Origin of the sequence: Pontibacter mucosus (assembly GCF_003054055.1) — a bacterium.
In the GTDB taxonomy this organism is placed as follows: domain Bacteria; phylum Bacteroidota; class Bacteroidia; order Cytophagales; family Hymenobacteraceae; genus Pontibacter; species Pontibacter mucosus.
Genome location: NZ_QBKI01000018.1, coordinates 1 through 26,010, shown reverse-complemented (window position 1 = coordinate 26,010; position 26,010 = coordinate 1). Strand labels below are relative to the sequence as shown.

At 52.4% G+C, this 26,010-nt stretch carries 22 protein-coding genes and 1 tRNA gene; 13 read left to right on the top strand and 10 right to left on the bottom strand.

The window, feature by feature from the left end; all coding sequences use genetic code 11:
* On the bottom strand, positions 1-170 hold a 170-nt coding region (locus tag C8N40_RS22215; RefSeq protein WP_211318168.1), incomplete at its 3' end, for a 3-hydroxyacyl-CoA dehydrogenase NAD-binding domain-containing protein.
* A gap of 714 nt (positions 171-884) precedes the next feature.
* On the opposite strand from C8N40_RS22215, the gene C8N40_RS22210 reads away from it, so the two are divergent.
* The gene (locus C8N40_RS22210) at positions 885-1,778 is read left to right on the top strand and encodes an alpha/beta fold hydrolase (protein ID WP_108214008.1); all 894 of its coding nucleotides are present in this window, start codon (positions 885-887) and stop codon (positions 1,776-1,778) included.
* A gap of 115 nt (positions 1,779-1,893) precedes the next feature.
* Positions 1,894-2,079: a hypothetical protein gene (locus C8N40_RS22515; protein WP_146173624.1), complete on the top strand. Its 186-nt coding sequence runs from the start codon at positions 1,894-1,896 to the stop codon at positions 2,077-2,079.
* 103 nt (positions 2,080-2,182) lie between these two features.
* On the opposite strand, the gene C8N40_RS22200 is transcribed toward C8N40_RS22515, so the two are convergent.
* On the bottom strand, positions 2,183-3,586 hold the full coding sequence (locus C8N40_RS22200) for an FAD-binding oxidoreductase (RefSeq protein ID WP_108214006.1): 1,404 nt from the start codon (positions 3,584-3,586) through the stop codon (positions 2,183-2,185).
* Between the two features lie 73 nt (positions 3,587-3,659).
* On the opposite strand from C8N40_RS22200, the gene C8N40_RS22195 reads away from it, so the two are divergent.
* The 6 genes from C8N40_RS22195 to C8N40_RS22170 all read left to right on the top strand — a co-directional run bounded on the left by C8N40_RS22195 (position 3,660) and on the right by C8N40_RS22170 (position 13,200).
* Positions 3,660-4,286 (top strand): C40 family peptidase, encoded by a 627-nt coding sequence (locus C8N40_RS22195; protein ID WP_245905234.1) that lies wholly within the window; start codon positions 3,660-3,662, stop codon positions 4,284-4,286.
* 135 nt (positions 4,287-4,421) lie between these two features.
* Positions 4,422-7,535 (top strand): TonB-dependent receptor, encoded by a 3,114-nt coding sequence (locus C8N40_RS22190; RefSeq protein WP_108214005.1) that lies wholly within the window; start codon positions 4,422-4,424, stop codon positions 7,533-7,535.
* A 357-nt stretch (positions 7,536-7,892) separates the two neighbouring features.
* Positions 7,893-11,066: a TonB-dependent receptor gene (locus C8N40_RS22185; protein WP_170114187.1), complete on the top strand. Its 3,174-nt coding sequence runs from the start codon at positions 7,893-7,895 to the stop codon at positions 11,064-11,066.
* Between the two features lie 118 nt (positions 11,067-11,184).
* Positions 11,185-11,261, top strand: a tRNA-Ala gene (locus C8N40_RS22180).
* Between the two features lie 179 nt (positions 11,262-11,440).
* The gene (locus tag C8N40_RS22175) at positions 11,441-12,409 is read left to right on the top strand and encodes a DNA adenine methylase (protein WP_108214003.1); all 969 of its coding nucleotides are present in this window, start codon (positions 11,441-11,443) and stop codon (positions 12,407-12,409) included.
* Complete coding sequence (locus C8N40_RS22170) at positions 12,409-13,200, top strand: DNA-methyltransferase (protein WP_108214002.1); 792 nt, start codon at positions 12,409-12,411, stop codon at positions 13,198-13,200. The genes C8N40_RS22175 and C8N40_RS22170 overlap by 1 nt, the downstream gene beginning before the upstream one ends.
* A gap of 1 nt (position 13,201) precedes the next feature.
* Here C8N40_RS22170 and C8N40_RS22165 read toward each other — a convergent pair whose 3' ends face one another.
* Together C8N40_RS22165 and C8N40_RS22160 are read right to left on the bottom strand one after the other, a co-directional pair.
* Positions 13,202-13,699, bottom strand: coding sequence for a hypothetical protein (locus tag C8N40_RS22165; protein WP_108214010.1), 498 nt, complete (start codon positions 13,697-13,699; stop codon positions 13,202-13,204).
* Positions 13,700-13,736: 37 nt separating this feature from the next.
* Positions 13,737-14,255 (bottom strand): hypothetical protein, encoded by a 519-nt coding sequence (locus tag C8N40_RS22160; protein ID WP_108214001.1) that lies wholly within the window; start codon positions 14,253-14,255, stop codon positions 13,737-13,739.
* Between the two features lie 447 nt (positions 14,256-14,702).
* On the opposite strand from C8N40_RS22160, the gene C8N40_RS22155 reads away from it, so the two are divergent.
* Both C8N40_RS22155 and C8N40_RS22150 read left to right on the top strand, forming a co-directional pair.
* Entirely contained in the window at positions 14,703-15,137 is a 435-nt protein-coding gene (locus C8N40_RS22155) for a DUF2267 domain-containing protein (protein WP_108214000.1), read from the top strand.
* A 93-nt stretch (positions 15,138-15,230) separates the two neighbouring features.
* Complete coding sequence (locus C8N40_RS22150) at positions 15,231-16,019, top strand: hypothetical protein (RefSeq protein ID WP_108213999.1); 789 nt, start codon at positions 15,231-15,233, stop codon at positions 16,017-16,019.
* A gap of 67 nt (positions 16,020-16,086) precedes the next feature.
* On the opposite strand, the gene cysK is transcribed toward C8N40_RS22150, so the two are convergent.
* From cysK to C8N40_RS22125, 5 genes are all read right to left on the bottom strand, one after another.
* A complete protein-coding gene (gene cysK, locus C8N40_RS22145) occupies positions 16,087-17,004 on the bottom strand; it encodes a cysteine synthase A (RefSeq protein ID WP_108213998.1) in 918 nt (305 codons plus the stop codon).
* A gap of 41 nt (positions 17,005-17,045) precedes the next feature.
* Positions 17,046-17,879: a serine O-acetyltransferase EpsC gene (gene epsC, locus C8N40_RS22140; protein WP_108213997.1), complete on the bottom strand. Its 834-nt coding sequence runs from the start codon at positions 17,877-17,879 to the stop codon at positions 17,046-17,048.
* 133 nt (positions 17,880-18,012) lie between these two features.
* On the bottom strand, positions 18,013-18,711 hold the full coding sequence (locus tag C8N40_RS22135) for a hypothetical protein (RefSeq protein WP_146173623.1): 699 nt from the start codon (positions 18,709-18,711) through the stop codon (positions 18,013-18,015).
* A 323-nt stretch (positions 18,712-19,034) separates the two neighbouring features.
* Entirely contained in the window at positions 19,035-20,207 is a 1,173-nt protein-coding gene (locus tag C8N40_RS22130; RefSeq protein WP_108213995.1) for an MFS transporter, read from the bottom strand.
* A gap of 156 nt (positions 20,208-20,363) precedes the next feature.
* Positions 20,364-20,864, bottom strand: a complete 501-nt coding sequence (locus C8N40_RS22125; protein WP_108213994.1) for a hypothetical protein — start codon at positions 20,862-20,864, stop codon at positions 20,364-20,366.
* Positions 20,865-21,241: 377 nt separating this feature from the next.
* Here C8N40_RS22125 and C8N40_RS22120 point away from each other — a divergent pair, with 377 nt between their 5' ends.
* Positions 21,242-23,230: a peptidylprolyl isomerase gene (locus tag C8N40_RS22120; protein ID WP_108213993.1), complete on the top strand. Its 1,989-nt coding sequence runs from the start codon at positions 21,242-21,244 to the stop codon at positions 23,228-23,230.
* An 11-nt stretch (positions 23,231-23,241) separates the two neighbouring features.
* Complete coding sequence (locus C8N40_RS22115) at positions 23,242-23,667, top strand: VOC family protein (RefSeq protein ID WP_108213992.1); 426 nt, start codon at positions 23,242-23,244, stop codon at positions 23,665-23,667.
* Positions 23,668-23,729: 62 nt separating this feature from the next.
* On the opposite strand, the gene C8N40_RS22110 is transcribed toward C8N40_RS22115, so the two are convergent.
* Entirely contained in the window at positions 23,730-24,407 is a 678-nt protein-coding gene (locus C8N40_RS22110) for a thioredoxin family protein (RefSeq protein WP_245905233.1), read from the bottom strand.
* A gap of 184 nt (positions 24,408-24,591) precedes the next feature.
* Here C8N40_RS22110 and C8N40_RS22105 point away from each other — a divergent pair, with 184 nt between their 5' ends.
* A complete protein-coding gene (locus C8N40_RS22105; RefSeq protein WP_108213991.1) occupies positions 24,592-25,545 on the top strand; it encodes an NAD-dependent epimerase/dehydratase family protein in 954 nt (317 codons plus the stop codon).
* Positions 25,546-26,010 lie beyond the last annotated feature (465 nt).

The window sequence follows — 26,010 nt, the reverse complement described above, 5'->3', positions numbered from 1 at the left end:
CGCTCCACCATCTCCTCCAGCCCCGGCTCGTAGATGGGCAGGATGCCCTGGCGCAGGTTGTCTATCTTCTTTTGGTCGATGTCGATGCAGGTCACGTCGATGCCCACCTCGGCAAAGCACGTGCCCGTCACCAGCCCCACGTAGCCCGTACCAACTACTGCTATTCTCATAAGTATCTCAGTTTAAGCGTAAATTACTTTTACATGTTAACAAAAGGGCGCTGCGAACGGAGCCGTTGCAGGCCGCCAGACTCTATCGTTATTATAGGCACTTATAGTTGAGCCAGTACCCAGCCCTGTTTTTAAAGCTAAACAGGGGATAAAAAACCATGCAAGGTCGCAAACCCTCCGTTTCAACACAACCATATAAAGTATAAATGCCACCTTTACTCCGGCCGAGCGCCAGGCGACCAAGGAAATCCTTTAACGAAATGCCTGATTAATTACAGCGCGTGCATCAACTGCTGTAGGTTTTATCCGCCTCTCTTCCTTTTACCCCGCTCCCGCCGGCAGGCAAGTACACTTCCCCCGAAGGCAGGACACGCAGAAGGTACGTGCCTTAAAAGACAATTGTTCCCCTCTAAATGATATTATTACAATATTTATGCAGCTACTCCAACACAGGACGCACGAGCGTCATTTTGCACAAGCCTGAAAGAAGAGAGCCAACCTGCGCTGCGCTGCGCTGCCTGCTACACCTTTTTCCTTAAAAAAAACCTGCCCATCAGATCTTCATGGTCCTGACTGATTTATACTTTATCTATAAAATCTAATCCCTTTGAGGTTTAAACCTCCAAATTATTCTGAATGTGCCTCTTTTTTGAGTTAAGAAACAACCCGCCTCCCGTTTAGAAGTATAGTTTAGTAGCAATCACCCCAAAAGCTATGAAACCAGATTGGCTCGATAAGAAGGAGTATCCCTTCAAATCAAAATTCCTGGAGCTCGAAGCAGGCAAAATGCATTATATAGATGAGGGAGAGGGTCCTGCCATTGTTATGGTGCACGGCACCCCTACCTGGTCGTTTATGTACCGGGACCTGATCAAAAAGCTTCGGAAGCGATACCGCTGCATCGCCATGGATATGATAGGCTTTGGCCTGTCGGATAAGCCCAAGGACTGGAGCTACAAGCCCCGCGCGCACGCGGCCAACTTCGAGGCGCTGATGGAGCACCTGCAGCTACGTGATATTACGCTGCTGGTGCACGACTTTGGTGCACCCATTGGTTTGGCCTACGCTATCAAGCATCCTGAAAATGTGCAGGGCGTGGTCATGCTCAACTCCTGGACCTGGTCTCTCTCCAAGCACCAGACCTTTACCAAGGCGAGCAAGTATCTGGTGGGCCCACTAGGCAAGTTCCTGCACTCCAAGCTGAATGTACCAAACAATAAGCTAATACAGGAACTGTTTAAGGATGAGGATGAGTTGCCGGAACCTATAAAAAGGCACTACATGAACGGCTTGGGCAACCCGGATGAGCCCGTGCGCAACCTTGCCTGTGCCCGGGAGCTGGTGGGTGCCAGCAAGTGGTACGAAGAACTCTGGAAAGAGCGCAAGAAGATTCGTGACATCCCCACACTTATACTTTGGGGCGAGCGGGATAAGCTCGTAAAGATTGAGGCCTTGCAGCGCTGGAAGAAGTTCTTCCATGAGTGCTATGTGATTCCGTTTGAAGACGGCGGCCACTTCCTGCAGGAAGAGAACGCTGATGAGATTGCCGGCTATGTCAGCAATTTTGTAAAAGAGAAAATAAAGAAGAAAGAATTAATTGATAATTAACAAGCTGAACACAACAATGAAAACAAACAAGCCTATAGATAACTTAGATGAAGCCATTAACAGAGCCAGTAACGCTACAGAACAGGAAACCCAATCACAAAATAAATTACACGCTATGAGAGTCCCACAAAACCCTAATCAAGACCAACACCCGCATGAAGGGGCACCGCTGAACGAGTCGCACGTAAACCTGATGCAGTCGTGGCAGCACCTGCGCGGCCTGGACAGCAAACTTGCGCAGACCAGGTATAAGGACATGGCCGAGGGCCCTAAACCCAAAATTGGCCGCCGCAACGCATGATTCCTACCACCCGCCACCGACGCATCTTAGCACTTACTATATAAAACAGGCGCAGCTTTTAAGAACTGCGCCTGTTGCTTTTTATACTTTGATGTATGGCTAACTAGAAAATCTTGCCCGGGTTAAGTATACCGCGCGGGTCGAAGAGGTCTTTAATGCCCCGCATTAACCTTAACTGCACCTCGTTCAGCGCGATGTTGATGTACTGACGCTGCACCAGCCCGATGCCGTGCTCGCCGGAAATCGTGCCGCCCAGCGAAACACAAAGCTTGAAGATCTCTTTTATACCCTCCGGAAGCTTGTCGTTCCAGTCCTCGTCGCTCATGTCGCCTTTTACAATGTTAATGTGCAGGTTGCCATCGCCGGCGTGCCCGTAGCAAACAGACTTGAAGTTATACTTGGCGCCAATCTCCTTTACGCCTCTCAGCAGCTTCGGAAGCTCCGCCCGTGGCACCACCGTATCTTCCTCCTTATAAATAGAGTTGCCTTTTACGGCATGGGCCACGTTTCGGCGCAGCAGCCACAGGTCGTTTTTCTGCTTTTCTGTGTCGGCCACCAGGATGTCGCCCACGTCAAAGGTTTCCAGCACCTCATACACGCGCTCAGCATCCTTGAAGAGCAGATCCATGTCGTTGCCGTCCAGTTCTATCAACAGGTGCGCTGCGATGTCCTCAGGCAGGCTCAGATCCAGGCCCAGGTAGCGGGTAGCCCACACAATAGCCTCACGCTCCATAAACTCCAGCGCAGAGGGCACAATGCCCGCCATAAAAATCCTGGAAACGGCGGCACAGGCCTGCTCCTCGCTTCGGAAGGGCACCAGCATCACCAGGTTCTGCGGCGGGTATGGAATAAGTTTGAAAACGATTTTGGTGATGATGCCCAGCGTGCCCTCACTGCCCACCATCAGCTGCGTCAGGTTGTAGCCGGTGGCGTTCTTCAGCACGTTGGCCCCTGTCCAGGTGATCTCGCCGGTTGGCAGCACCACCTCCACGTTCAGCACGTAGTCTTTGGTTACGCCATACTTCACGGCCCTTGGTCCGCCGCTGCTCTCGCTCAGGTTGCCGCCCAAAAAGCAGCTGCCCCGGCTGGAGGGGTCAGGCGGATAGTACAGCCCGCGGGCAATTACCGCCTCTTGAAACACCTGCGTGATGACGCCCGGCTCCACGGTGGCCTGCAGGTTGTGTTCATCAATCTCGATGATGCTGTTCAGGCGCTCTGTGGAAAGTATAACGCCCTTATGCACAGCCAGTGCCCCGCCGCTAAGCCCGGTTCCGGCCCCGCGTGGTGTTACCGGAATGTAGTTTTCGTTGCAATACTGCATAATACGGCTGATTTCAGCAGCGTTAGCAGGTTTGAGCACCACCTCCGGCTCGTAACGAAGGTCTTCGGTCTCGTCGTGGGTGTAGCGCAGCATGTCGTCGGCGGCTGCGGGCAGAAGCACGTGCTCCTGACCAACAATGGCTGACAGGGCCTCAAGGGCTTCGGGTGTGATAGGATTAAATTTCATTTTAAAAACGCTGGACTTCTGCTTAAATTAGCCAGTGAATATATACGTTTAACTTGCAACGCTAAATTACACTTTGAAATCGCTTTTTACTACTTCCGCACTTTTTATCTTTTTCCTGCTGGTGGTAGCCTCCTGCCAGACGTCGAGCCCTACCTTTAGCAAGCGCGGTGAAGAGTATAAATCGGCCCGTGAAATTGCGGCAGCCAAGCGCGCCGCAAAAAAGGCCAGAGGCCGGGACGATAAGAGCAGCAGCGTGGCAGGAACCTCCAAAGACCGCACCAGCCGTACCCGCATCCCCAAGCGCGACCTGGACAGCAGCATCGCCACCGTGATTGAAACGGCGCGCTCCTATACCGGCGTGCCTTACCGTTGGGGCGGCACCACCCGCGTGGGCATGGATTGCTCCGGGCTGCTGTGCACTTCCTTCCAAAGTATAGACGTAGCCCTGCCCCGTACTTCGGAGGAGCAGAGCCGCTTTGGCAATGAAGTAAGTCCGAAGGAATTGCGCGAAGGCGACCTCGTTTTCTTTGGCCCAAACAGGCGCAACATCACGCATGTGGGCATGGTGACTGAGGTGAACGGCTCCAACGACGTACGCTTTATACATGCTTCCACTTCGCTGGGCGTGATTGAGAATAACCTTTATTCCGACCACTACCAGAAGATCTTTATCAAGGCTGTGCGCCCGCCTGTCTTCTAATTATCACCTCAGCACATCAGAGTCCACCTATATAACTATTTACATTTTGTACAATAAAATATTGCATAAAATATAACTGCCAACGTACTTAATAACTGAACTAAATATTTGTTGTTCAATAAGTTATTATGTACTATGAAACTTCTCTACTCATTCTTTCTCCTGAGTATCTTTTCTATACTTCAGGTGCAATCTGTGTGGGCTCAGGGCGCCACAACGGCCGCCATGAACGGCACGGTACGTGACCAGAGCGGGACACCGCTTCCAGGTGCAACCATCATCGCGGTCCATAATCCTACCAACACGCAGTATGTCTCCACCACCAACACAGAGGGCTATTACAACATCCAGAACATGCGCGTGGGCGGCCCCTACACCGTCCGGACCTCGTATGTCGGTTACCAGGAGCAACGCACCGAAAACGTCTCGCTGGCACTGGGCCAGTCGGCCAGGGTGGACTTTACCCTCTCGGAGAGCAGCCGCGAGCTGGGCGAGGTACAGGTGCTGGGCGAGCGAAACGATGTGTTTAACCAGGACCGAACGGGTGCTGCCACCAACGTATCGCGGGAGCAGATAGAGCGCCTGCCTACCCTGAGCCGCAGCCTGCAGGACTTTACGCGCCTCACGCCGCAGGCCACGGGCAACTCCATCGGGGGCACCAACAACCGCTACAACAACATCACCATCGACGGCGCCGTGAACAACGACGTGTTCGGCCTGTCGGGAAGCGGCACGCCGGGCGGTCAGGCGGGCACCCAACCCATTTCGCTGGATGCGATACAGGAGATACAGGTGGTCATTGCGCCCTATGATGTAAAGCAGGGCAATTTCACGGGCGGCGGCATCAACGCCATCACCCGCTCGGGCACCAACCAGTTCTCCGGCTCGGTGTATGGCTTTGGCCGCAACGAAGACATTATTGGCAAGGCAGTGGAAGGCCCACGGGAGAAGGCTGATGAGTTTAAGAACTACCAGTATGGCGTGCGCATCGGCGGCCCGATTATCCGTGACAAGCTGTTCTTCTTTACCAACTACGACGCTACCCGGGTAACGGAGCCCGTACGGTTCGCCCCAGGCTCGGCTGAGTCGCAGATACCGCTGAGCGCTGCCCAGCAGGTGGCCTCGTTTGTGCAGGAGACTTACGGCTACGACGTGGGCTCTTTCGGCGGGTTTGACCGCGATACGGAGAGCGACAAGCTGTTTGTGCGCCTAGACTGGAACATTACCGAGAACCACTCCCTGACGCTGCGCCACAACTATGTGGATGCTTTTCAGGATTCTTATTCACGCAGCCGCTCCGAGGCCCGCTTCGGCAACAACGCCTACCGCTTCAACAGCAAGACCAACACCACAGTCGCTGAGCTGAACAGCCGCTTCTTCAACAACTGGTCTAATAACCTGATTGTCGGCTACTCCCGCATCCGCGACTTCCGGGAGACCTTAGGGCAGCTCTTCCCGCAGGTAACGATTTTTGACCCGGTGGGCACCCTTGTTTTCGGGTCGGAGCGCTCCTCCACGGCCAACGAGCTGGACCAGGACATCTTCGAGTTCACGGATAACCTCTCCTACCTTTGGGGCAAGCACAACTTCACCGTCGGCACCCACAACGAGTTCTTCAAGTTCCGTAACCTGTTTATCAACAACCTCAACGGCCGCTGGGACTTTAACTCCATCGAAGACTTTATCAACAACACGCCTGCGCGCGTAAGGGCCACCTATTCCCTGACAAGCGATCCCCGTCCTGCGGCTGAGTTTAACGCAGCACAGCTGGGTTTTTACGTGCAGGATGAGTATACCGCCTCCGACAGGCTAAAGCTGACCCTGGGCCTGCGCGTGGACATCCCCATTTTCCCGGATGAGCCGGCACGCAACACGGAGCTGGAAAACGATTTTGGGAGCATTTACCCTGGCCTGAGAACCGATCGCACGCCCAGCGGGCAGTTGCTCTGGGCCCCGCGCTTCGGCTTTAACTACGCCCCTACCCAGGATCAGGCCCTGCAAATACGTGGCGGTACGGGTATTTTCACCGGCCGCGTGCCTTTTGTATGGATGTCGAACCAGTTTGTGAACACCGGCACCATACTTGGAACGATAGACGTGAGCAATCCTGCCGAATTTATACCCGACCCCGGCAACCAAACCGCTGCCGGCCCGCCTGTGCAGACGGTGGAGGTAAACGTGATAAACGACGACTTTAAATTGCCCCGCGTGTGGCGCAGCAACTTGGCCCTGGATTATACTTTCCCCTACGGGATAGTGGCCACGATAGAGGGTATCTACTCCAAAACGCTTAACGACGTGGTATACCGCGACCTGAACCTGGTGGAGCCAAGCGGGACACTGCCCGGTGCAGACAACCGCTTTGTATACCCCTCTGCCCGCCGTATCAACCCGGACTACACCAACATTATACTTCTGGATAATACTGACGAGGGCTACAGGTATAGTTTAACCGGCCAGTTGCGCAAGGACTTCACGAACGGGCTCACCACCTCCATTGCCTATACTTACGGCAAGTCGAAGGACGTAAACAGCGGCACCAGCTCCACAGCCCTTTCAAACTATGAGTTTAACCAGATCGTCAACTTCCCGAACGACCCGCAACTGGAATACTCCCGCTACGACGTGCGCCACCGCATCGTGGGCAACGGCGGTTATACTTTCCGCTATGGTGAGAGTGCCGCCACGGGCATTTCGCTTTTCTACCAGGGCCAGTCCGGCCTGCCCATTACCTTTGTCTACAACCGGGACCTGAACGGCGACGGCAACATTGCCAACGACCTGATCTACATCCCCCGAAACCAGGGCGAGATAAACCTGGTACCTGTAACGATAAGCGGCACCACTTACTCTCCGGAAGAGCAGTGGGCAGCACTGGACGCTTTGATAAACGGGGATGATTACCTGAGCGACAGGCGCGGGCAGTATGCCGAGCGCTACGGTGGCCGCATGCCCTGGACGCACCAGTTCGACGTCCGCATTTTCCAGGATTTCTACCTCAATGCTGGGGATAACCGCCATACGCTCCAGATCACGTTCGATATCTTTAACGTGGGCAACCTGCTTAGCCGCGACTGGGGCCGCCAGTACTTCGTGAGCAACAACGCCAATGAGCTTATCCGATTCGCGGGCCGCAACCCGGACGGGGTACCAACCTTTACCTTTAACCCCAACACCCGCATCTACAACGTTTCCCAGTTCGACTCCAGGTGGCAGGGGCAACTGGGGGTAAGGTATATCTTTAATTAAATATATTCTATTTAGGCAAGTATAAAAAGGCGGAGAAAACTTCGCCTTTTTCTTATTTCTGCCATCCATAAACAGGCTCTGTTAGACTCTAAAGGCCTCATAAACGGCTTAGCAGCAAAACCCATCCTTTGTTAATATTTAGTTAACATTAATGTTGGGATTTATCACTCCTTAGGAGTTACCTTTGCGGCAAAATCAATCAATCCCTTCTTTATGAAAAACTTTTACAGTATTCCGCTGCACGCAGAGAGTATCAGGTGCGGTAGGAAGCAAAGAGTTACATCCAATCACTTCAAGGGTTTCTTTCAGAAATTCCTCTTCTCAGCAGTGCTAGTGCTGTTAGCGTTCACTGGTGCTATGGCACAGGGTACAACAACAGCTGCTATCAGCGGCGTAGTACAAGATGAAAGTGGCACTGCCTTACCGGGTGCTACCGTAATTGCAGTACACATGCCCACCAACACCCAGTATGTAGCCCCAACCAATGGTGAAGGCCGCTACAACTTTCAAAACATGCGTGTGGGAGGCCCATATACAATTACTGTAAAGTATGTAGGTTTCCAAGACAAGAAAGTAGAGAATATCTCTCTCTCACTTGGCCAGACCCAAACGCTGAACTTAGTCCTCAACTCTAGCACAACTACCTTAGGCGAGGTACAGATTGTGAGCAACAGAGACAACGTGATCAACGCTGAGCGTACTGGCGCAGCCACTACAATTAATAACAGACAGATCAGTACATTACCTACTGTATCACGTAGTCTGAACGACTTCACTCGTTTAACTCCCCAAGCCGACATCAAGGGGTCTGCCATTTCGATTGCTGGTATCAACAACCGATTCAACCAATTAACCATTGACGGGGCGGTTAGCAATGACGTATTCGGCCTTTCTGAAGGTGGAACCAACGGCAGTAGCACCGGCGCCTCTCCTATCTCATTGGACGCCATTGAACAGTTTAATGTACAAATTGCGCCTTTCGACGTTCGAATGGGCGGCTTTGCAGGTGGTGGTGTATCAGCAATCACACGCTCAGGCACAAACGACTACAATGGCTCAGTATATTACTTCTACCGCAATCAGGATTTGGCTGGAAAAACGCCCGCCGACCTATTGAAAGATGGTGAGAAACGCACTAAGTATGAAAACTTTACTGATAAGCAGTATGGTTTCCGTGTAGGAGGCCCGATCATCAAAGACAAACTCTTCTTCTTTCTCAATGGCGAAAAGACAGAGAGCATAACTCCACTTGGCTTTGCCCCTGGCCAGGCTGGCTCAGAATTTACAGTGGAAGAACTCAACAGAGTAGCAGCGCGTGCCCGTGAACTTGGATACGACCCGGGAAGCTTTATGGATCAGCAGTCTGATGCTGCCTCTGAGAAAATCTTCGGAAGATTGGATTGGAACATTTCAGATAAGCACAAACTGACTGCCCGTTATAGCTACACTTACGGTGAAACTACTCAGCTGTCACGCTCTCCACGTTCTATCACGTTTTCTAACGGTGCCATCTTGCGTGAGAGTACTACAAACTCTGCTGTAATTGAGTTAAACAGCCGTCTTTCTAACACGCTATCCAATAACCTGATTCTGGGTTATACCCGTGTAAGAGAGCCGAGAAGTGCTCCTGGTGCTCCATTCCCACGTGTTTCGCTGGCTCTGCCAGGTTCTAGAACCATCAACCTTGGTACAGAGGCGTTTTCTACTGTTAATCAGTTAGATCAGGATGTCTATACTTTAACAGATAACCTGAACCTTTACGCTGGTAAACATACCTTCACATTCGGTACTCACAATGAGTTCTACTCAATGTACAATGCCTTCATCGGCCAAGCCTTTGGAGACTATCAATTTACATCTTATACTAACCCTGTTACCAACGAGACAACTTCTGCCCTTGACTACTGGGAAAGAGGCTTGGCCAATGGTATGACTTACCAGTACAGCAATACCTCTAACCCACGCGAAGGCGCTAAATTTAAGGCCATGCAGTTGGGCGTGTATGTGCAGGACGAGTACCAAATGACGAACGACCTAAAAGTAACGGGTGGTGTTCGTTTGGATGTCCCAATATACTTGGATGAGCCGCTTGAGAACACAGATTTCAACAGCTCTGTATTAGCTCAGCAATACAATGTACGCACGAACAGAATGCCAAAACCGGCTCTAATGTGGTCTCCACGTGTAGGCTTTAACTGGGATGTGAATGGTAACAGAACCACTCAGGTAAGAGGTGGTGCAGGTATCTTTACTTCTCGTTTCCCATTCGTTTGGGCTAGTGGTGCCTTTACACAGAGTGGCGTTCTGCTGGATCAGAACCGTTTGAATACACCTTCAAGGCAAGAGCCAAACGTGGATTTCATTGCTGATCCTTTCAACCAGCCAAAGAGAGCGCAAGCTTCAGGTCCCGGCGGTAACATCACCGTTATGAATGAGAACTTCAAGCTGCCACAAATTGCCCGTACCAACATTGCTATCGACCAGCAGTTGCCATGGGGCCTAGTTGGTACTGCCGAGTTCCTGTACTCCAAAACCCTGAACGCCTTCAGCTTCAACAACATCAACTTGGTACAGCCAACAGGCACATTAGCTGGTGCCGACAACCGCCTGGTTTATCCGGAAAATATTAATGATAGAAAGCGCCTGCCACAATATACTGAGGTTGTTTACATTAATAACGTAAACAAGGGTTATTCTTGGACTGCTACGGCACAACTTCAGAAAACTTTCGACAATGGTTTCTACGGTTCCATCGCTTACTCTTATACAGAGGCCAAAGACCTGAACCCAGGTACCTCTTCACAGAACCACTCTAACTACTACCGTGTAGCTTCTGTGAACGGCTCAAACAACCTGGAAATTGGATATTCTCCTTTTAATTCTGGTAGCAGAATCGTAGGTGCTGTATCTTATCGCAAAGAATACCTGAATCGCTTGGCTACTTCGGTTTCTTTATTCTACACAGGACAGTCTGGTACGCCTTTCTCCTACATTGTTAGAGGCGACCTGACTAGATCTACACTAGGTACTTCAACCAGCAACTTCTACAACTTGATGTATATTCCGAGAGATAGAAGTGAGATCACATTTGCTGGTTCGGAAGCAGAGCAGCAGGCGCAGTGGACAGCCTTCAACAACTTCATCGAGTCTAACGACTATCTAAAAGATCGTAGAGGTAAATATGCAGAGCGTAATGGTGCTAGAACTCCATTCACTCATCAGTTTGACCTGAAAATCCTGCAGGACATTTTTGTGGACCTTGGAAGCAATCGTAATACCCTCCAGCTTTCTGTTGACATCCTGAACGTTGGCAACCTGTTGAACAAGGACTGGGGAACCCGCTATGCTTATGGCAACTCTTACTTCGATAACACCTTCTCTGTAATGGACCTGACCACAATCACAAGTGAGAACGTACCTGTGTACAAGTTCTCGCTGAAGGATGGCGCTAAGCCATACACAGTATCGGATGCTGCTATCGGTGGCTCCAGATGGGTAGGCCAAGTAGGTCTGCGTTACATCTTCAACTAAGAAGTATAAATTCTTTACCATTAAAAGGGGCAGCAGTAGCTGCCCCTTTTTCTTTGACATATTTTTTACCAGATGTTTTGCATCTAAAATATTTGTGCTATTTTTGTGTCCACAATGCGGGGGATTAGCTCAGCTGGCTAGAGCGCTTGCATGGCATGCAAGAGGTCATCGGTTCGACTCCGATATTCTCCACCAAGGCAACTACACTCGTAGTTGCCTTTTTTGTTTCTCAGATGCCCTTTTATACTTACGTTCTCTACTCAAGCAGAACTGACCGTTACTATATCGGTAGCTGCGAAGACGAATCCCTCCCTTCCTAGCGCAACTCCTCATAGAAATTAAGTATTTTTGTAGTACATTCTTTACCGATAGTAATGACTACAGATTCTGCAAGGCCAGCTGACATAAAGCCTTTTCTCAAATGGGCCGGCGGCAAAACACAACTGTTACCCGCCATCGAAGCGAAAGTGAACCAGCGGTTGCAAAACAAAAAGAGTATCAATTTTATCGAGCCGTTTGCCGGCAGTGGCGCCGTGCTGTTCTTCATGCTTAGGGAGTATGGCCAGTATGTGAAGCATGCTGTCATCAACGATATCAATCCTGTACTGACTGATTGCTACCAGACCATCAAATCATCACCGGAACAGCTTATAGCTGAATTAGCAGCACTTGAACAGCAGTACTTTAGCTACGCAGCCGAAGAAGACAGAAAGTCACTTTTTTTAGAGAAGCGCGAGGAGTTCAACCAGCTGGCAGATAATCCTGTTCGCAAAAGTGCGCTGATGATTTTCCTGAACAAGACATGCTTTAACGGCCTGTACCGGGTAAACTCCAAAGGCCATTTTAACGTGCCTTTTGGTAAGTTTGCAAAACCCACTATCTGTAATGCTCCGGTTATTCGGGCAAACAGCCAGGCTTTGCAAATGGTAGAAATATTAAATACGGACTTCTCAGAAACCGGGAAGTATATCGACGAAGATGCCTTCTTCTACTTTGACCCACCCTATAAGCCCATCAGTTCCACTGCATCTTTTAACTCCTATGCAAAAGAGGGGTTCATAGACGAAGATCAGTTGCGGCTCAAAGCTTTTTGTGATGCGGTAAATGCCGGGCAAGCGTATTTTGTGCAGAGCAACTCTGACACCACCAACAACGACGATCAGAATACTTTCTTTCAGGAGCTGTATAAGGAGTATACAATTGAAAGGGTAAAAGCCAAAAGAGCTATCAATTCTAAGGGTAGTGGCCGAGGAGAGATATTTGAGCTGCTTATATCAAATGACAATGTTCTAGGCGACATCTCTACCGCCAATAAGGGGATGCTGCAAACTTCTTTATTTTAATGCCGAAGCCTTACTATACTTCACAGGATGAAAAGTTCACCCTTTTCTCAGGGGATTGTGTTGAGCTTTTACCGAAGCTTAATGTAAAGGCGGACTTGGTATTCGCAGACCCGCCATACTTCTTGTCGAATGATGGTTTTACAATAAAGTCGGGTAAGGTAGCCAATGTGAATAAAGGCGATTGGGATAAGAAAGCGAACCACCTTTCTACATTTCATTTTGCGCAGCAATGGCTGGAAGCTGTTCGGGGAGTGATGAGTGATAGTGCAACTATATGGATCAGTTGCACAATGCATAATTTATTTGATACAGGATCCGCCCTGGAAAAACTAGGTTTCAAAATACTAAACATCGTTACCTGGCAGAAAACGAACCCGCCACCAAACCTGGCATGCCGCTACTTTACACACTCCGCGGAGCACATTATCTGGGCAAGGAAGCATCCTAAGAAGGCTCATTTTTTCAATTATGAACTGATGAAGTCTGTAAACCAGGGCAAACAGATGAAGGATGTATGGACAATGCCAGCTGTTTCGAAAAAAGAAACAACATTTGGTAAACACCCGACACAGAAGCCGCTGGCTCTATTGAGCAGGATTATACTTGCCTCGTCACAAGATGGAGACCTGGTGCTAGATCCGTTTACAGGCAGCAGCACCACAGGCATAGCGGCCAATATGCACAACAGAAGGTTTGTCGGCACTGATGTTACTCCTGAGTACCTGGAACTAAGTATAAGAAGAAAAGAGGGGCTGGATGCTTCAAATCAGCAGCAATCCATGTTATTATAGGTTAGATCTTTAGAATCTTAACGCCCGGTACGTTGGCCGAGACCATGTGCCGGGGCACTAATCGGCCTACCGTAACGTAGTGCTCCCCGTTGCCAACCGGCGTGGAAGTCTTCCTTTCTTTAAACTCACTTAGGTGTTTTCTAAACCACTCCCTTGTAGCTGGCATGGGCAGAATGTGCAGTTCCCTTTCATCCACAAAGTAGTAGTACACAAAATCGGCCTCTGTATACATGAAACAGCCGGGCGTGCCCCTGCTTTCGTTACTTATCGTTTCCAGAAAGTAGTTACCGGTCTTATAGTACCTGTCTCCTTTAACTTCTATTTTGATTGTCTTGATGCTACCGTCATCAAGCCTTCTGAGCCATAGGATATCTATGTCTTTTGCCCGATACTCCGCATCACCCTCCACATTTACAACATCCACGGTTGCTGGTTGGCTCCGTAGTTTCCGCTCTATATCGGCAGCTGCTCTGTTGGCTATCTCAGAGGCATCACTCATAGAATATCGTTTCAACGTGGACATAGCACCGTAATTCTTATTCTGTTAACCCCAGGACCTCAAGCGGAATTCGCTCAAAGTAATAGCTACAGTTTACGGACGTGATGTATTCGAGTACATCTCGGTAACTATCATGAAGAAACCAGTCGTTCAGAACATAGATGTATTCCACTTCGATATTCAGTGGAGACAGCAGCTTCCTGTACTGCTTCGCCTTGAAATCACACGTCTGCAGCTTCTCATCAACAGAACCAGCACATTGCTGGTACTTCTTCTCAATGATGTAGAGCGTCTGGTTTGTAAGGTTAAGAAACGCATCATCAGGAAGCAGCTTTTTGGAGACGATGTTCCTGTAATCGACGCCACGGGGGGCAAGAAGCCTGGAGTACAGGCTCCCCTTACTGAGCAAGGTGCCAATTAAGTTATTCCCTTGATACACAGCATCACCGGCAACCCTGTATCCTCTAAGGTTGCTTATGGCTAATTTCAGACTCGTATCTCGCTCAAACGCCAACCCTGTCAACGTACTGGCTCCACCTACGCCACCTTCAATCATGGTTAAATTTTCTTTATTGATGCGTACAACATGATTTGACCAGAATAATCCCAATACGTAACGCCCTGCTGTGTCCGGCCTGCATCAATCCTTCTCTTTTATGGGCTTCCTCCTTTTAATTGAAGCCCATATTGCACCCTCTCAAGCAGCAGGTTTTGCAGTCAGCAGTTTACAAGCAATAAGTATTATAAAGCCAATATATGCAAACAAATCTATTCATTCCTATAAAATACGAGCAGCCCTGAGCAAAGAACAAACCCACTAGTTTCACTCCAGCCCCATCAGCCTGGCTCAGGGCGAGACACAGACCTGCCTCTGTTTCAGCCTCCCCCACCCCTCTACAATCCCCGGCAAATAACTTTACGGCCTATACTAGGTTTAAATAACTACGGCCAGGTTGTGCCGTAAGTCATAAGACACGTGTTTCACTAAAAAAAGGAGGTAGCTATGGCATTCGGTTTTGAGGACAACAAGAAGGACGCGATGAACCTGCTAATCAAAGTAGCAGAGGAGTTGGGTACAGAAGACATGAACCAGGCAGGTCGTGTTTTCCGGGCCGTGCTGCAGGCTATCCGCGACAGGCTGCCGGTAAATGATGCAATACATTTTGCCGCCCAGCTGCCTATTATCTGGAAGGGCTACTACTTCGATCAGTACAATCCGGCGAAGGTACCCGTGAAGATCGACGACAACCAGGAGTGGATCGACTTTATCCGGAGCAAGAACGCCTTTGCCGCCAACAACGATTTTCTGAGCGACAGCGATGTGATGGAGTGTTTCCAGGACGTGTTTAAAGCACTGCGCCACTGCGTATCGCCGGAGGAGTTACAGAAGGTAAGGCTGGCTATGCACGAGGAAGCTCAGGAGCTGCTGGAAGTTTAAAGTATAATATTTAAGCAGCAGTACACCTAAAGTATGAAAGGCGGCGTTCGCAGAATATGCGTGAACGTCGCCTTTTTTCTATATCTTCAGCCCATGAAGCATACTTATATAGCCATACTTACTATACTTCTACTTGCCGGCTGCAGGCAGCAGGAAACGGAACTTGTTGCTACCCCAGGCGCGACCGTCGTGCAGGACACTGCTGCTCAGGACACTGCCCAACCCACACCGGCGCCGGCCACCCCAACCGTGGCTGCCTGCCAGGTGGAGGCACCGCTGCTGCTCCCTCCCGATAGCCCGGTTGTGACAGAGGCCTCCCTGCAGACCTACCTGAAGCAATTCGAGGACGCCGTGCTGACCCAGGATGCGGCTAAACTGGAGAAACTCGTAGACCCCAATATCCGCATCGGCTTTGGCGACAACGGCGGTTGGCAGGACTTTGCAGAGCAATGGCACCTGGAGGACAAGCAATCGGAAGTATGGCTGCAGCTGGAGCACCTGATCCGGCTTGGCGGAGGATACCCGCTGGCAGATAACCAGGAGCTCTACGCCCTACCCTATGTCTACAGCAACTGGCCCGACTCCATCGATGCCTTCATGCATATTGCCGTGATTAAGGACAATGCCATACTTCGGGCGGACCCGGCTGCCAATGCCGACGCCGTTTGCTCCCTGCACCAGGTTATCCTGAAAGTGGATTACGGCAAGTCATACCCGGAAGGGGCGCCGCAGAAGGAATGGTGGCACGTGCAGAATGCCGACGGCGAGCTGCAGGGATACCTGAACCGCTCGGACGTGCACAGCCCCGTGGGGTATCGCGCCATCTTCAACAAAAACAAGCGCGGCCAGTGGCAGATGACGGCACTGGTAACCGGCGATTAAAGTATAAAAGGCCAGCCGCAAAGTATAGCGGCTGGCCTTTTATACTTGCCAGCAGGCGGTTTATACGTTACACAAACAGCCCCTCTACCGACAGGTAGCGCTCGCCGGTATCGTAGCAGAAAGTAAGCACCCTGGCACCGGCCGGAATCTCCTCCTGCAGCTTCTTGTTCACGGCAGCCAGCGCTGACCCCGACGAGACACCAATGAAAATACCCTCTTCGCGGGCAGCGCGGCGGGCAAAATCATACGACTCGTCCTGCTGCACCTGAACCACGCCATCCAGCAAGGTAGTATCCAGTATCTTCGGCACAAACCCGGCACCAAGTCCCTGCAGTGGGTGCGGTCCCGGCGCCCCGCCGCTCAGCACCGCCGAGGCAGCAGGCTCCACGGCGTATACTTTCAGGTTCGGGAAGCGGTCTTTCAATACTTTGGCCACGCCCGTGATATGTCCTCCGGTACCCACGCCGGTTATGATGTAATCCAGCCCTTCCGGAAAATCCTCCAGAATCTCCTGCGCCGTAGTCTCAATGTGTATCTGGGTATTGGCCTCGTTGTCGAACTGCATGGGCATCCAGGCATTGTCGTTTTCCTGCACCAGCTCCTGCGCGCGCTCAATGGCACCCTTCATCCCTTTCTCGCGCGGCGTCAGCTCCAGGCGGGCCCCATAGGCAGCCATCAGCCGGCGGCGCTCCACCGACATCGACTCCGGCATCACCAGAATCAGCTCGTATCCTTTAACGGCAGCCACCATAGCCAGGCCTACGCCGGTATTGCCCGAGGTTGGCTCCACGATGATGCTTCCCTTGGAAAGTACGCCGCGGCGCTCGGCATCCTCTATCATGGCCAGCGCAATGCGGTCTTTTATACTTCCGCCGGGGTTCGCGCGCTCCAGCTTCATCCATACTTCCACATCCTTGTCAAAAAGTTTGTTGATGCGCACATGGGGCGTGTTGCCGATGGCTCCGAGTATTGAATTTACTTTCATATGTTGATTCGCTGTTTATACTTTTGGTCGTTTATACTTTATCAGATGGAAAAATTGAGCGCATCTTCCGGCTCCTCAGCACGGCGGACGTTTACCTGGGGTTGGTGGTACACGCGCGAGTAGGGCGGCACACTCTCCGTGAGCCACACGTTGCCCCCGATAATGCTGTGCGCCCCTACCACGGTGTTGCCGCCAAGAATAGTTGCCCCGGCATAAATCACCACATGGTGCTCGATGGTGGGGTGCCGCTTTATCCGGGCCATGGCCTTGTCCACGCTCAGCGCGCCCAGCGTAACGCCCTGGTATACTTTCACATAGTTACCGATGACGCAGGTTTCCCCTATCACCACGCCGGTACCGTGGTCGATGCAGAAGTGTGTGCCGATCTGGGCGCCAGGGTGAATGTCGATGCCGGTGAGGGCGTGGGCATACTCGGTGAGCACGCGCGGCAGCAGGGGCACCCGCAGCCGGTAGAGCACGTGCGCCATGCGGTAAATCGCCACCGCCTTGAAGCCAGGGTAGGTGCGTATCACTTCCTCCGTGCTCTGCGCAGCCGGGTCGCCGGCGGCAATGGCCTCGGCATCCATCAGCAGCAGCCCGTAGATGTGCGGCAGTTCCTGCATCATCTTTTCCGCCACTTCCTCCGGGCGCATGGGCAGGTCCTGCTCCATACTTGTGAGGATGCGCATCATGTTCACCTTCAGGTTATTGCTGTACTTCTCCAGCTCCTCCACCGTTTCGAAGCGGACATCGGCCAGCGGCGGAAAGAGCAATTGCAGCACGCCTTCTACCAACTGGCACATGGCAGAGGCCGGCACCTGGTGCTTGGCTCTGTGATGACTCCGGAATAAGGCGCTGAGAAACTGGCTGTTCATGGTGTATCAAACGTATGGCTGGGGTTGGTGTTTAATCCTGAACAAGAAAAAAGCCCTTTTGTTATACTTATCCGCCCTAAAACAAAAAAGGGAGTCCCGTAAGACTCCCTCCCCACTTATCCCCACTGTATACTTATTCGCGGCAGAATTCTATCACGTCGATGGCGCCGCCACCGCGCAGGCTGCTCTCGTTGCCAAACACCACGCGCAGTTTCACCACACCCGGCGTGTCCACGCGCAGGCGGGTGGCCCCATAAGGCCCTGTTACCGGCAAACTCAGGGTGTTGATGATCTTGCCATCCTTATCCAGCAGTTCGATTTTAGAGTCAGCCTCCTCTTCCGTGATATCAAGCACGTGTATCCCTTTCAGGTTGATGCTGCCCATAGCCGAGAAATCCATCTCGATGCGGCTGCCCTTGTGATGCAGCAGGTTTACGTTGCTGTTACCGCGCCCTACGGTAAGCACCTGCCCCATGGGGCGCATAGCGGCCGGGCTGGGTGTCCGGAATTCCTTGTTCAGGTGGTCAGGAGCGCCGGTGTCGAACAGCAGCGCCGTGTTATGGTTAAAGTAGCGGCCATCGCCCATGCGGTACTGCGCCCGGATGCGCACCGGGGTGTCCTGGCTGTACACCGTCGTTACCGCACCCATACTTGCCTCGGTCGGGCTATACTCGTCAAACTCAATAATCTCGCAACTGGAGGGGTCTGTGCCGAAATTCTTACTTTGTGTGGCAGCCATCGGGGCTGTATCCATCTCCTCTGTTTTATCGCAGCCCATCAGCACAGCTCCAAGCACCAAACAACCCAAGGCATTAGATGTAAACTTCTTCATACTACACAATTTTTAATAACACTGATTTTTTTACAAAACACGGTTCTCTCCCCGGCTATTTGGATCATAAACAGCCACAGCATGATGTTAAAGCGGTTTTAGGGGAAAGTATTAGAACGGTGATGTTGTGTTATTACGGAGCCTTTCGAGAAACGGATGAAAAATAAGTGCAATTTTCCAAAAGAAGTATGCTTCCTCCGAATTGAGCTGGGGATGCTGCTATGCGACTTTTCAAACACAGCAACTTGTAATACAAACAGTTACGCTTCAGTAAAGTATAGCTCGTACTTCCCATTAAGCATCCCGGTAAAGTATAAAATGTGTTAAACTTCCTTCACCCGCTTTACAAACAGCAGCAAGTATAAAAAGGCCAGCAGCGAAAAGGCTCCCGCCGCCCAGAACACCAGGGTAAAGTTGCTGCTTTGGTTGCCATAGAGCCATCCCGACCCAAGTGCCCCCAGCCCGATGCCTGCTTCCAGGGCAATGTACATGGTGGCCATGGCGCGCCCGCGGTGCTCAGGGTGGCTCAGGTCGATGGTCCAGGCGTAGATGGTGGGCGAGTTCATACCGGTGGCCACGCCAAACAGCACCCCGGCCAGCAGCAAACCGGTGTCTGTAGACACGGAGCCGATAACCACCATGGCCAGCGTCAGCAGGGCGGCACTCACCCGCAGCACCACCACCCGGCCATAGGTATCGGAGGCCCTGCCGGCCATAAAACGGATAGCGAGCGAAGACAAGGTGAAAGAAGTGAAGAAAAGGCCTTTGTTCTGTATACCCAGGTAAGCGCTGAAATCCGGGATAATGGTCAGCACCGTGCCGAAGCCGAAGGAGGTGAGCAGCATGACCAGGGAAGGCGACAGCACCCGCGGCTCCAGCACCTCTTTGCGGGAGATTTTCAGCATGCGCCACCTAAACCGCCGCGGAGCCGTAACGGTTTCCTGCATGCGCCAGATAACGGCCACCGACAACACCGCAGCCGCCGAGGAGGCAAAGAACATCGGGTTGGCACCATACTCACTGGCAATCAGGCCGCCCAATGCAGGGCCCGCCGCCATGCCCAAACTCCCCGACAGCCCCAGCAGGCCCATGGCCTCTCCCCTGCGCTCCACCGGCACCAGATCGGCTATGTAGGCCGACGTGCCCGTAGGCGTGAACCCCGTGGAGAAACCGTGCACAAAGCGCAGCAGCAAAAAGGCCGCCACCGTGCCCACCAGCGGGTACATCAAACCGGCCGCCACACATACCACGCCCCCTACCACCATCACCGGCACCCGGCCTATCTCATCGGCCAGCTTCCCGCTGAACGGCCGCGAAAGGCCGGCCGTGAGAGTGAAGAGCGCAATAATCAGCCCCTTATACTCCTCCCCGCCCAAGCTACTCAGGTAATCGGGCAGCTCCGGGATAATCATGTTAAAACTGGAGAAGAAAAGAAAAGAGCTCAGGCAGAGCAACCAGAACTGCACCCCATACACACGCTTTGTCTCAACAGCCATAGTTTATACTTGAGGCCGCAATTTGGCAAAGGTTTGGGTATTGTACTAATTCTGCAGCGGGATAACAGGGGATGACGTGAACTAGCGGAAACGTGTAGCTTACTGGAAAGTATAGCGGAATTGCCCGCATCCTCAGGCCAGGCTGAACTGGATTTTTTATACTTGAAGCGCCGGTTCTGAGGGAGAGGGTTTTACGCCGTTTATCATGATGCCTTTTTCCATGGCGGCCAGGTGGATGCTGCGCGATACGTGGCGGGCCAGGGACGCATCCTGTATGGCGTGCAGGCGCAGGCGCTGCACGTGGCCACCTGTTAGTAGGAAACTGATGACGTGCCTTGTAATATGGAGCTCCTCTACCTGAGCCCATTCTATCACCTTTTCGGAGCCGAACAAGGACAGGCGGTAAGCCAGGCGCTGCGGCGTCATAAAGAAGAAGGCATCCTTGAAGTGGAGCAGTTCGGTGCCATAAGCGAGCGGCAACACTCCCAGCAGCATCAGGCCGGCACTTGCCAGGGCCCAACCTTGCCTGAATTCCTCCATCCAGAAAAACTCCCGCAACAGTGCATATCCCCCGCCAATAAACAGGAACAGGCCCAACAGAAGCATGGATCTTTTGGCGTTCCGAAGCTGCTTTCCCGGATACAGATTTACATACATGTTTTTTTACCCTCGGATGTTATGAAAGCCTATACTTTAGCGGTGCCTGGCACGCTCCACCAATCTTCCCCGTGCTCCTGCTTGAGTTTCTACGAATATAATTTTACATAGTTTTCATTTAACTATACTTGTCTATATCCAGTTCTTCACTACCCTTTGCTTCTCGCCAGATAAGGCAAGCCGCGGGGCAACTTCAGCACTTTCCAACACGCCAGCGAAGTATAGCTGCTTCAAAAAAAGCAAACGCTGCGCCCTTGAATAAGGAACGCCGCAGTTATACTTCCTAAAAGTATAAAAACCTATACATTAATCAAAATGGCAACGGCTGCGGCATGTCGGCACATTTTAGTAACTTAAAGCGCTTAATCTGATTTACCATGAAATTACGCTATACCTGGCTGCTTGCCTTGGGCACGCTGGCCTCCTGCCAATACCTGCCGCTACAGCGCAGTGGCACCGCCACCACCGAGCCGGCCAACAATAAGTTCGGAGACATCACCCTACAGCAGATTTATACTTTGCAGGACGAGCGCAATACCACCGACCTGCTGCCCTACCTGAGCAACCCGAACAGCGCTTACCGCCAGCATGCGGCCATGGCCTTCGCCTCGGTGCAGGATACGGCCGCCCTGCAGGCCCTGCTGCAAACGCTGCAGGACTCTGTGGCTAACGTGCGGGGTGCATCGGCATATGCGCTGGGGCAGCTGGGTCACCGCCAGGCCGAGGCAGACATACTGGAGCAACTGCAGGAGGAGCAGACCCCGGAAGTGCAGGCGCAGCTGCTGGAGGCGCTGGGCAAAGTGGGCACTAGCAGGGCTGCTGAGTTTCTGGCCTCCTACAAGGCTCCCAACCCCGAGGCACTGGCCGGGCAGGCCTGGGGCATTTACCGGCTCGGCATGCGCCAGCAGCATACCCCCCAGGTAGTGCAGAAAGCGATTGAGCTGTTGGCCCCCGCCACGATTTATGAGGCGCGGTTGGCAGCCGCACATTTCCTGGCCCGCACCCCAAGGCTGGACCTGACGCAGCACCGCCAGCAGGTTCTCAATACCGCCACCTCCGACAAGGCCCCGGAAATACGCATGGCCGCCGCGCAGGCGCTGGCCAAAGTTCGCGCCTTAGATAAAGCCACCTTCCTGTCTAACATCGCGCAGAGCGACCCTGACTACCGCGTGCGCCTGAGCGCCGTGCGCTCCATGAGCGGACTGGAGTTCTCTGAAATAAGCAGGGCCATAGTGGCCGCCCTGCAGGACCAGAACGTGAACACCGCCATTGCCACCTCCGAGTTTCTGGTGGCAAACAATGCCGGGGTACCTGTACAGATGCTGCAGGATGTGCTGCCCAACCTGCTCGACGCCCGCGTGCGCAGCAACGTAATCTGGGTGATTCTGAAAAATAGCCAGCCACAGAACCGGGTGTACCTGAACCCGCGTTTCAAGCAGCAGTACCAGAATGCCCGCTCCGCCTACGACAAGGCGCATTTGCTCAAAGCCCTCTCCGGCGATGTGAACAACTATGAGTTCATTGCCGAGCAGGTGTTTCTGGCCGAGGAGCCTGTGATTGCCACCACCGGCATGGACGCCCTGATTCTGATGCGCCAGCAGCCGGACTTCCCCAAGCGCCTGGAGCCGGCTTTTGCCGATATCTTTAAGCATGCGGTTGCCTCCGGCGATGTGGCCCTGGTGGGCATGGCCGCTGCCGCCATCCGTGACCCCAAGCTGAACCTACGCAGCCAGTACAGCAACTTTGCCTTCCTGACGCAGGCACAGGAAAAACTGCAGCTGCCCCGCGACATGGAAACGAACATCGAGCTCCAGAAAACAATTGATTACCTGAGCGGCAAGCAGGAGACGGTCATACCGCAGAACCCCTTCACCCACCCCATCGACTGGCAACTGGTGAAGACTATCCATCCGAACCAGCAGGTGGTCGTGCGTACCGAGAAAGGCTCCATCACGATGCAGCTTTTTGTGGAGGATGCACCCGGTTCGGTGGCTAACTTCGTGGAGCTCACGCAGCAGGGCTTTTTCAACGAGTTATACTTCCACCGGGTAGTGCCGAACTTTGTGGCGCAAGGCGGCGATAAGCGCGGCGATGGCTGGGGCAGCTCCGACTACTCCATCCGCTCCGAGTTCACCCCGCTGCACTACTACGAGGGCTACGTGGGCATGGCCTCCGCCGGCAAGGACACCGAGAGCAACCAGTGGTTCATCACCCACTCCCCCGCCCCGCACCTGGATGGCCGCTACACCATCTTTGCCAAAGTAATCGACGGCATGGACGTGGTGCACCGCCTGGAGGTAGGCGATAAGATTGTGAGCGTAGAGGTGCTGAACCTGCAGCCGGTGGTCACCAGTTCGGCAAGGTAATATTATACTTGATGCCGACGAAAGAGAGCTGGCCAGAGGAACTTCAGGTAGCGCAGGTGCGCATCGCAAGGCCTACCGATAAACTGCAGGAGGTCGTGCGTTTTTACTGCCAGGGACTTGGGTTGCGCAAGCTCGGAGGGTTTGAGAACCACAACGGCTACGATGGCGTGATGGTAGGACTTCCAGGATTGGGGTACCACCTGGAGTTTACGCAGCACCAGCACGGCAGCCCCTGCCCTGCCCCTACCAAAGATAACCTGCTGGTGCTCTACATCCCAGATAAACAAAGTATAAACACCGTAGTGGAGCGCCTGGGAAGTATGGGCTACCCGGCCGTGGAGCCTGAGAATCCTTACTGGAAGGACAAAGGCGCCATCACCATCGAAGACCCCGACGGCTGGCGCCTGGTGCTCATGCCTACGGAAGGTATCAGCTAAAAAAGAAAGGCTGCCTGGTAAGGGCAGCCTTTTATACTTCTTATACTTTTATACTTGGCGGATTAAGAGCAGCGGTCTACGTTCACGTCCTCCGGCGCTGTCAGCTTGGCCCAGTTTCGGATGAGCGCGATAAACTCCCTCTGCAGCGTGCGGCTCTTGTCTTTGGCGTACCAGCCATGCAGTTTTTCGGCAAACTCATTAAAGGGCAGGTTCTGCTCCTTCATCTCCTGGTACAGCTCTTGAGCTGGCTCAGGGCGTGGTCCCCAGGTGCCCAGTTCCTCCATGGTATCGGTTCTGAAGGCAATCAGTTTCGGAATGGAGCGGCCCCCGTTGGTCAGGTAGGCATCCATCACGTCCAGGTTCTCGTCGCGGAGCAGCAGTTTTACGTCCACCAGCGGGGAGGCATCGGCAATTTTCACGATGGCCGGTAAGCTCTGCGCCGCATCACCACACCAGGCCTCCGTCAGGATTACCCAGGTCATAGGCGTCTGCACGCTCAGCATCACCTGTACCAGTTCATCCTCCAGCAGCACGGTTTTCTCCACGCGGCGCATGCGCTGCGCGTTCATGCGGGTATAGGCTATCATGGCTTCGGAGTGGTTGGTACCGGTGGTCTTGTTCTCGGCCAGCAGCCTGTCAATCAGGTCGCGGTACTGCGTATAGTTAATGGCTTTTGCCAGGTGTGCGGGGGTGATAACGGATTGTTCTGTCGTGTTAGCTGTCATAGTTTGTTCTGTCATGGTTCTATGCTTTTCTATTGTTGTATATACAAATTTACTACCTATATAGTTCCTCTGCTCCAGCTGGCAGGCGCGCTGCCCTTTTGCAATTTGCGCAAATCGTCAACTTGTTTGCGGCATCTGTCAAGCCCTAAACGGACTGGCTGCCATACCTTTGTAGCGTAAACTAAAACCTATAGCAACCATGGCAACAGACAACTTCAGATTTTTAGTGCTCGGCGGCACAGGCAGCATCGGCTATGCCTTTACCCGGGAGCTTTTGCAAAACCAGGAGCAGGTAACACTGCTGGTGCGTAACCGGCACAAGGCCCAAAAGTTATTTGGCGACCAGCCCACGCTGCAGTTGGTAGAGGGAGATGCACAGGACGGAGAACTGCTGAAAAAGCTGGGAGCAGAAGCAACGCACATCTTCCACGGGGTGAACTACCCTTACGGAAAGTGGCAAGGCAATATGGAGCGTGTCACGCAGCACGTGATAGAGGCCGCAGCCATGAGCAAAGCTACGATTTTTTTCCCGGGAAACATATATAATTTTGGATTAATCCGCTCCATCACCGAAACAAGCCCCCAGCAACCCTCTACCAAAAAGGGACAAATCCGGGTAAAACTGGAGCAACTGCTACGGCAGGCTGCCGCGCAAGGCAAGTGCCGCGTTATCAGCCTGCGCCTCCCCGATTTCTGGGGTCCGAACGTGTTAAACGAGGGGATTGCTCCTATTTTCCGGGGTGCGCTGGCAAATAAGCCCATGCCCTGGCTCTACCGCAACGACATCCCGCACCAGCTGGTGTATACCCCTGATGCCGCCCGCGCCTTTTATGAACTGGCTAAACTGCCCCCGCAGGAGGCTTATGCCGAATATAACTTTGCCGGGGAGGTAGTGCCCAGTATAAAAGCGTGGCAGGCCCAGATTGCTGAAATAGCGGGCGCCGAGGCAAAGTACAAAGTATACCCAGGTTGGTTATTTAAGCTGATGGGCCTCTTCTCGGCAGACATGCGCGAAATCAGCGAAATGAGCTACCTCTGGCAAAACACCATCCTGCTAAACGACGAAAAGCTGCGCCGTGCGTTGCCTAACCTGAAGCGCACCCCGATGCAGCAGGCTATCGCCGAAACACTGGCGTGGCACAGGGAGAGTTAGAGAGTTTGGGAGTTTAAGAGTTTAGGAGTTAGAAAGTGGGTGGTGCTTTCTGAGTTTATACTTCCTGCCGCAAGTTTAGCGACAGCGTAGTATGGCAGCAGTTTTCAACTGCTTTACTTTGAAAAAGCAAGGATTGCCAAGGCGCTGGCTATACTTTATACTTTGATTAAACAGCTTTTATACTTCATCTCTGCAGTCTACCGAAGTATGAATTGTTGGTGATAACATCAACAATGGCGGGAAAGGACTACTAAGTCGCTAGCTATACTTTGGTCATAACGAAATTATAAAGTACCTGCAAACCTATAGATATTTGCTAGAAGCTATCTCAAAAATACCTTAGCATGATTTTCATGCAGGCCAGCAGGAAGAAGGCCAGGTAGTTTTCTGCTTTGTGCTCGTGCCTGACCAACGTTCTTCTGAAGTTAAAGAGCCAGGCGAAGAAGCGCTCCACCCTCCATCTTT

Bases quoted from the DNA above. Each gene is read 5' to 3' on its own strand.
- C8N40_RS22210 (WP_108214008.1), top strand. From the start codon at position 885: ATGAAACCAGATTGGCTCGATAAGAAGGAGTATCCCTTCAAATCAAAA.
- C8N40_RS22515 (WP_146173624.1), top strand. From the start codon at position 1,894: ATGAGAGTCCCACAAAACCCTAATCAAGACCAACACCCGCATGAAGGG.
- C8N40_RS22200 (WP_108214006.1), bottom strand. From the start codon at position 3,586: ATGAAATTTAATCCTATCACACCCGAAGCCCTTGAGGCCCTGTCAGCC.
- C8N40_RS22190 (WP_108214005.1), top strand. From the start codon at position 4,422: ATGAAACTTCTCTACTCATTCTTTCTCCTGAGTATCTTTTCTATACTT.
- C8N40_RS22185 (WP_170114187.1), top strand. From the start codon at position 7,893: ATGGCACAGGGTACAACAACAGCTGCTATCAGCGGCGTAGTACAAGAT.
- C8N40_RS22175 (WP_108214003.1), top strand. From the start codon at position 11,441: ATGACTACAGATTCTGCAAGGCCAGCTGACATAAAGCCTTTTCTCAAA.
- C8N40_RS22170 (WP_108214002.1), top strand. From the start codon at position 12,409: ATGCCGAAGCCTTACTATACTTCACAGGATGAAAAGTTCACCCTTTTC.
- C8N40_RS22165 (WP_108214010.1), bottom strand. From the start codon at position 13,699: ATGAGTGATGCCTCTGAGATAGCCAACAGAGCAGCTGCCGATATAGAG.
- C8N40_RS22160 (WP_108214001.1), bottom strand. From the start codon at position 14,255: ATGATTGAAGGTGGCGTAGGTGGAGCCAGTACGTTGACAGGGTTGGCG.
- C8N40_RS22155 (WP_108214000.1), top strand. From the start codon at position 14,703: ATGGCATTCGGTTTTGAGGACAACAAGAAGGACGCGATGAACCTGCTA.
- C8N40_RS22150 (WP_108213999.1), top strand. From the start codon at position 15,231: ATGAAGCATACTTATATAGCCATACTTACTATACTTCTACTTGCCGGC.
- cysK (WP_108213998.1), bottom strand. From the start codon at position 17,004: ATGAAAGTAAATTCAATACTCGGAGCCATCGGCAACACGCCCCATGTG.
- epsC (WP_108213997.1), bottom strand. From the start codon at position 17,879: ATGAACAGCCAGTTTCTCAGCGCCTTATTCCGGAGTCATCACAGAGCC.
- C8N40_RS22135 (WP_146173623.1), bottom strand. From the start codon at position 18,711: ATGAAGAAGTTTACATCTAATGCCTTGGGTTGTTTGGTGCTTGGAGCT.
- C8N40_RS22130 (WP_108213995.1), bottom strand. From the start codon at position 20,207: ATGGCTGTTGAGACAAAGCGTGTGTATGGGGTGCAGTTCTGGTTGCTC.
- C8N40_RS22125 (WP_108213994.1), bottom strand. From the start codon at position 20,864: ATGTATGTAAATCTGTATCCGGGAAAGCAGCTTCGGAACGCCAAAAGA.
- C8N40_RS22120 (WP_108213993.1), top strand. From the start codon at position 21,242: ATGAAATTACGCTATACCTGGCTGCTTGCCTTGGGCACGCTGGCCTCC.
- C8N40_RS22115 (WP_108213992.1), top strand. From the start codon at position 23,242: ATGCCGACGAAAGAGAGCTGGCCAGAGGAACTTCAGGTAGCGCAGGTG.
- C8N40_RS22110 (WP_245905233.1), bottom strand. From the start codon at position 24,407: ATGACAGAACAAACTATGACAGCTAACACGACAGAACAATCCGTTATC.
- C8N40_RS22105 (WP_108213991.1), top strand. From the start codon at position 24,592: ATGGCAACAGACAACTTCAGATTTTTAGTGCTCGGCGGCACAGGCAGC.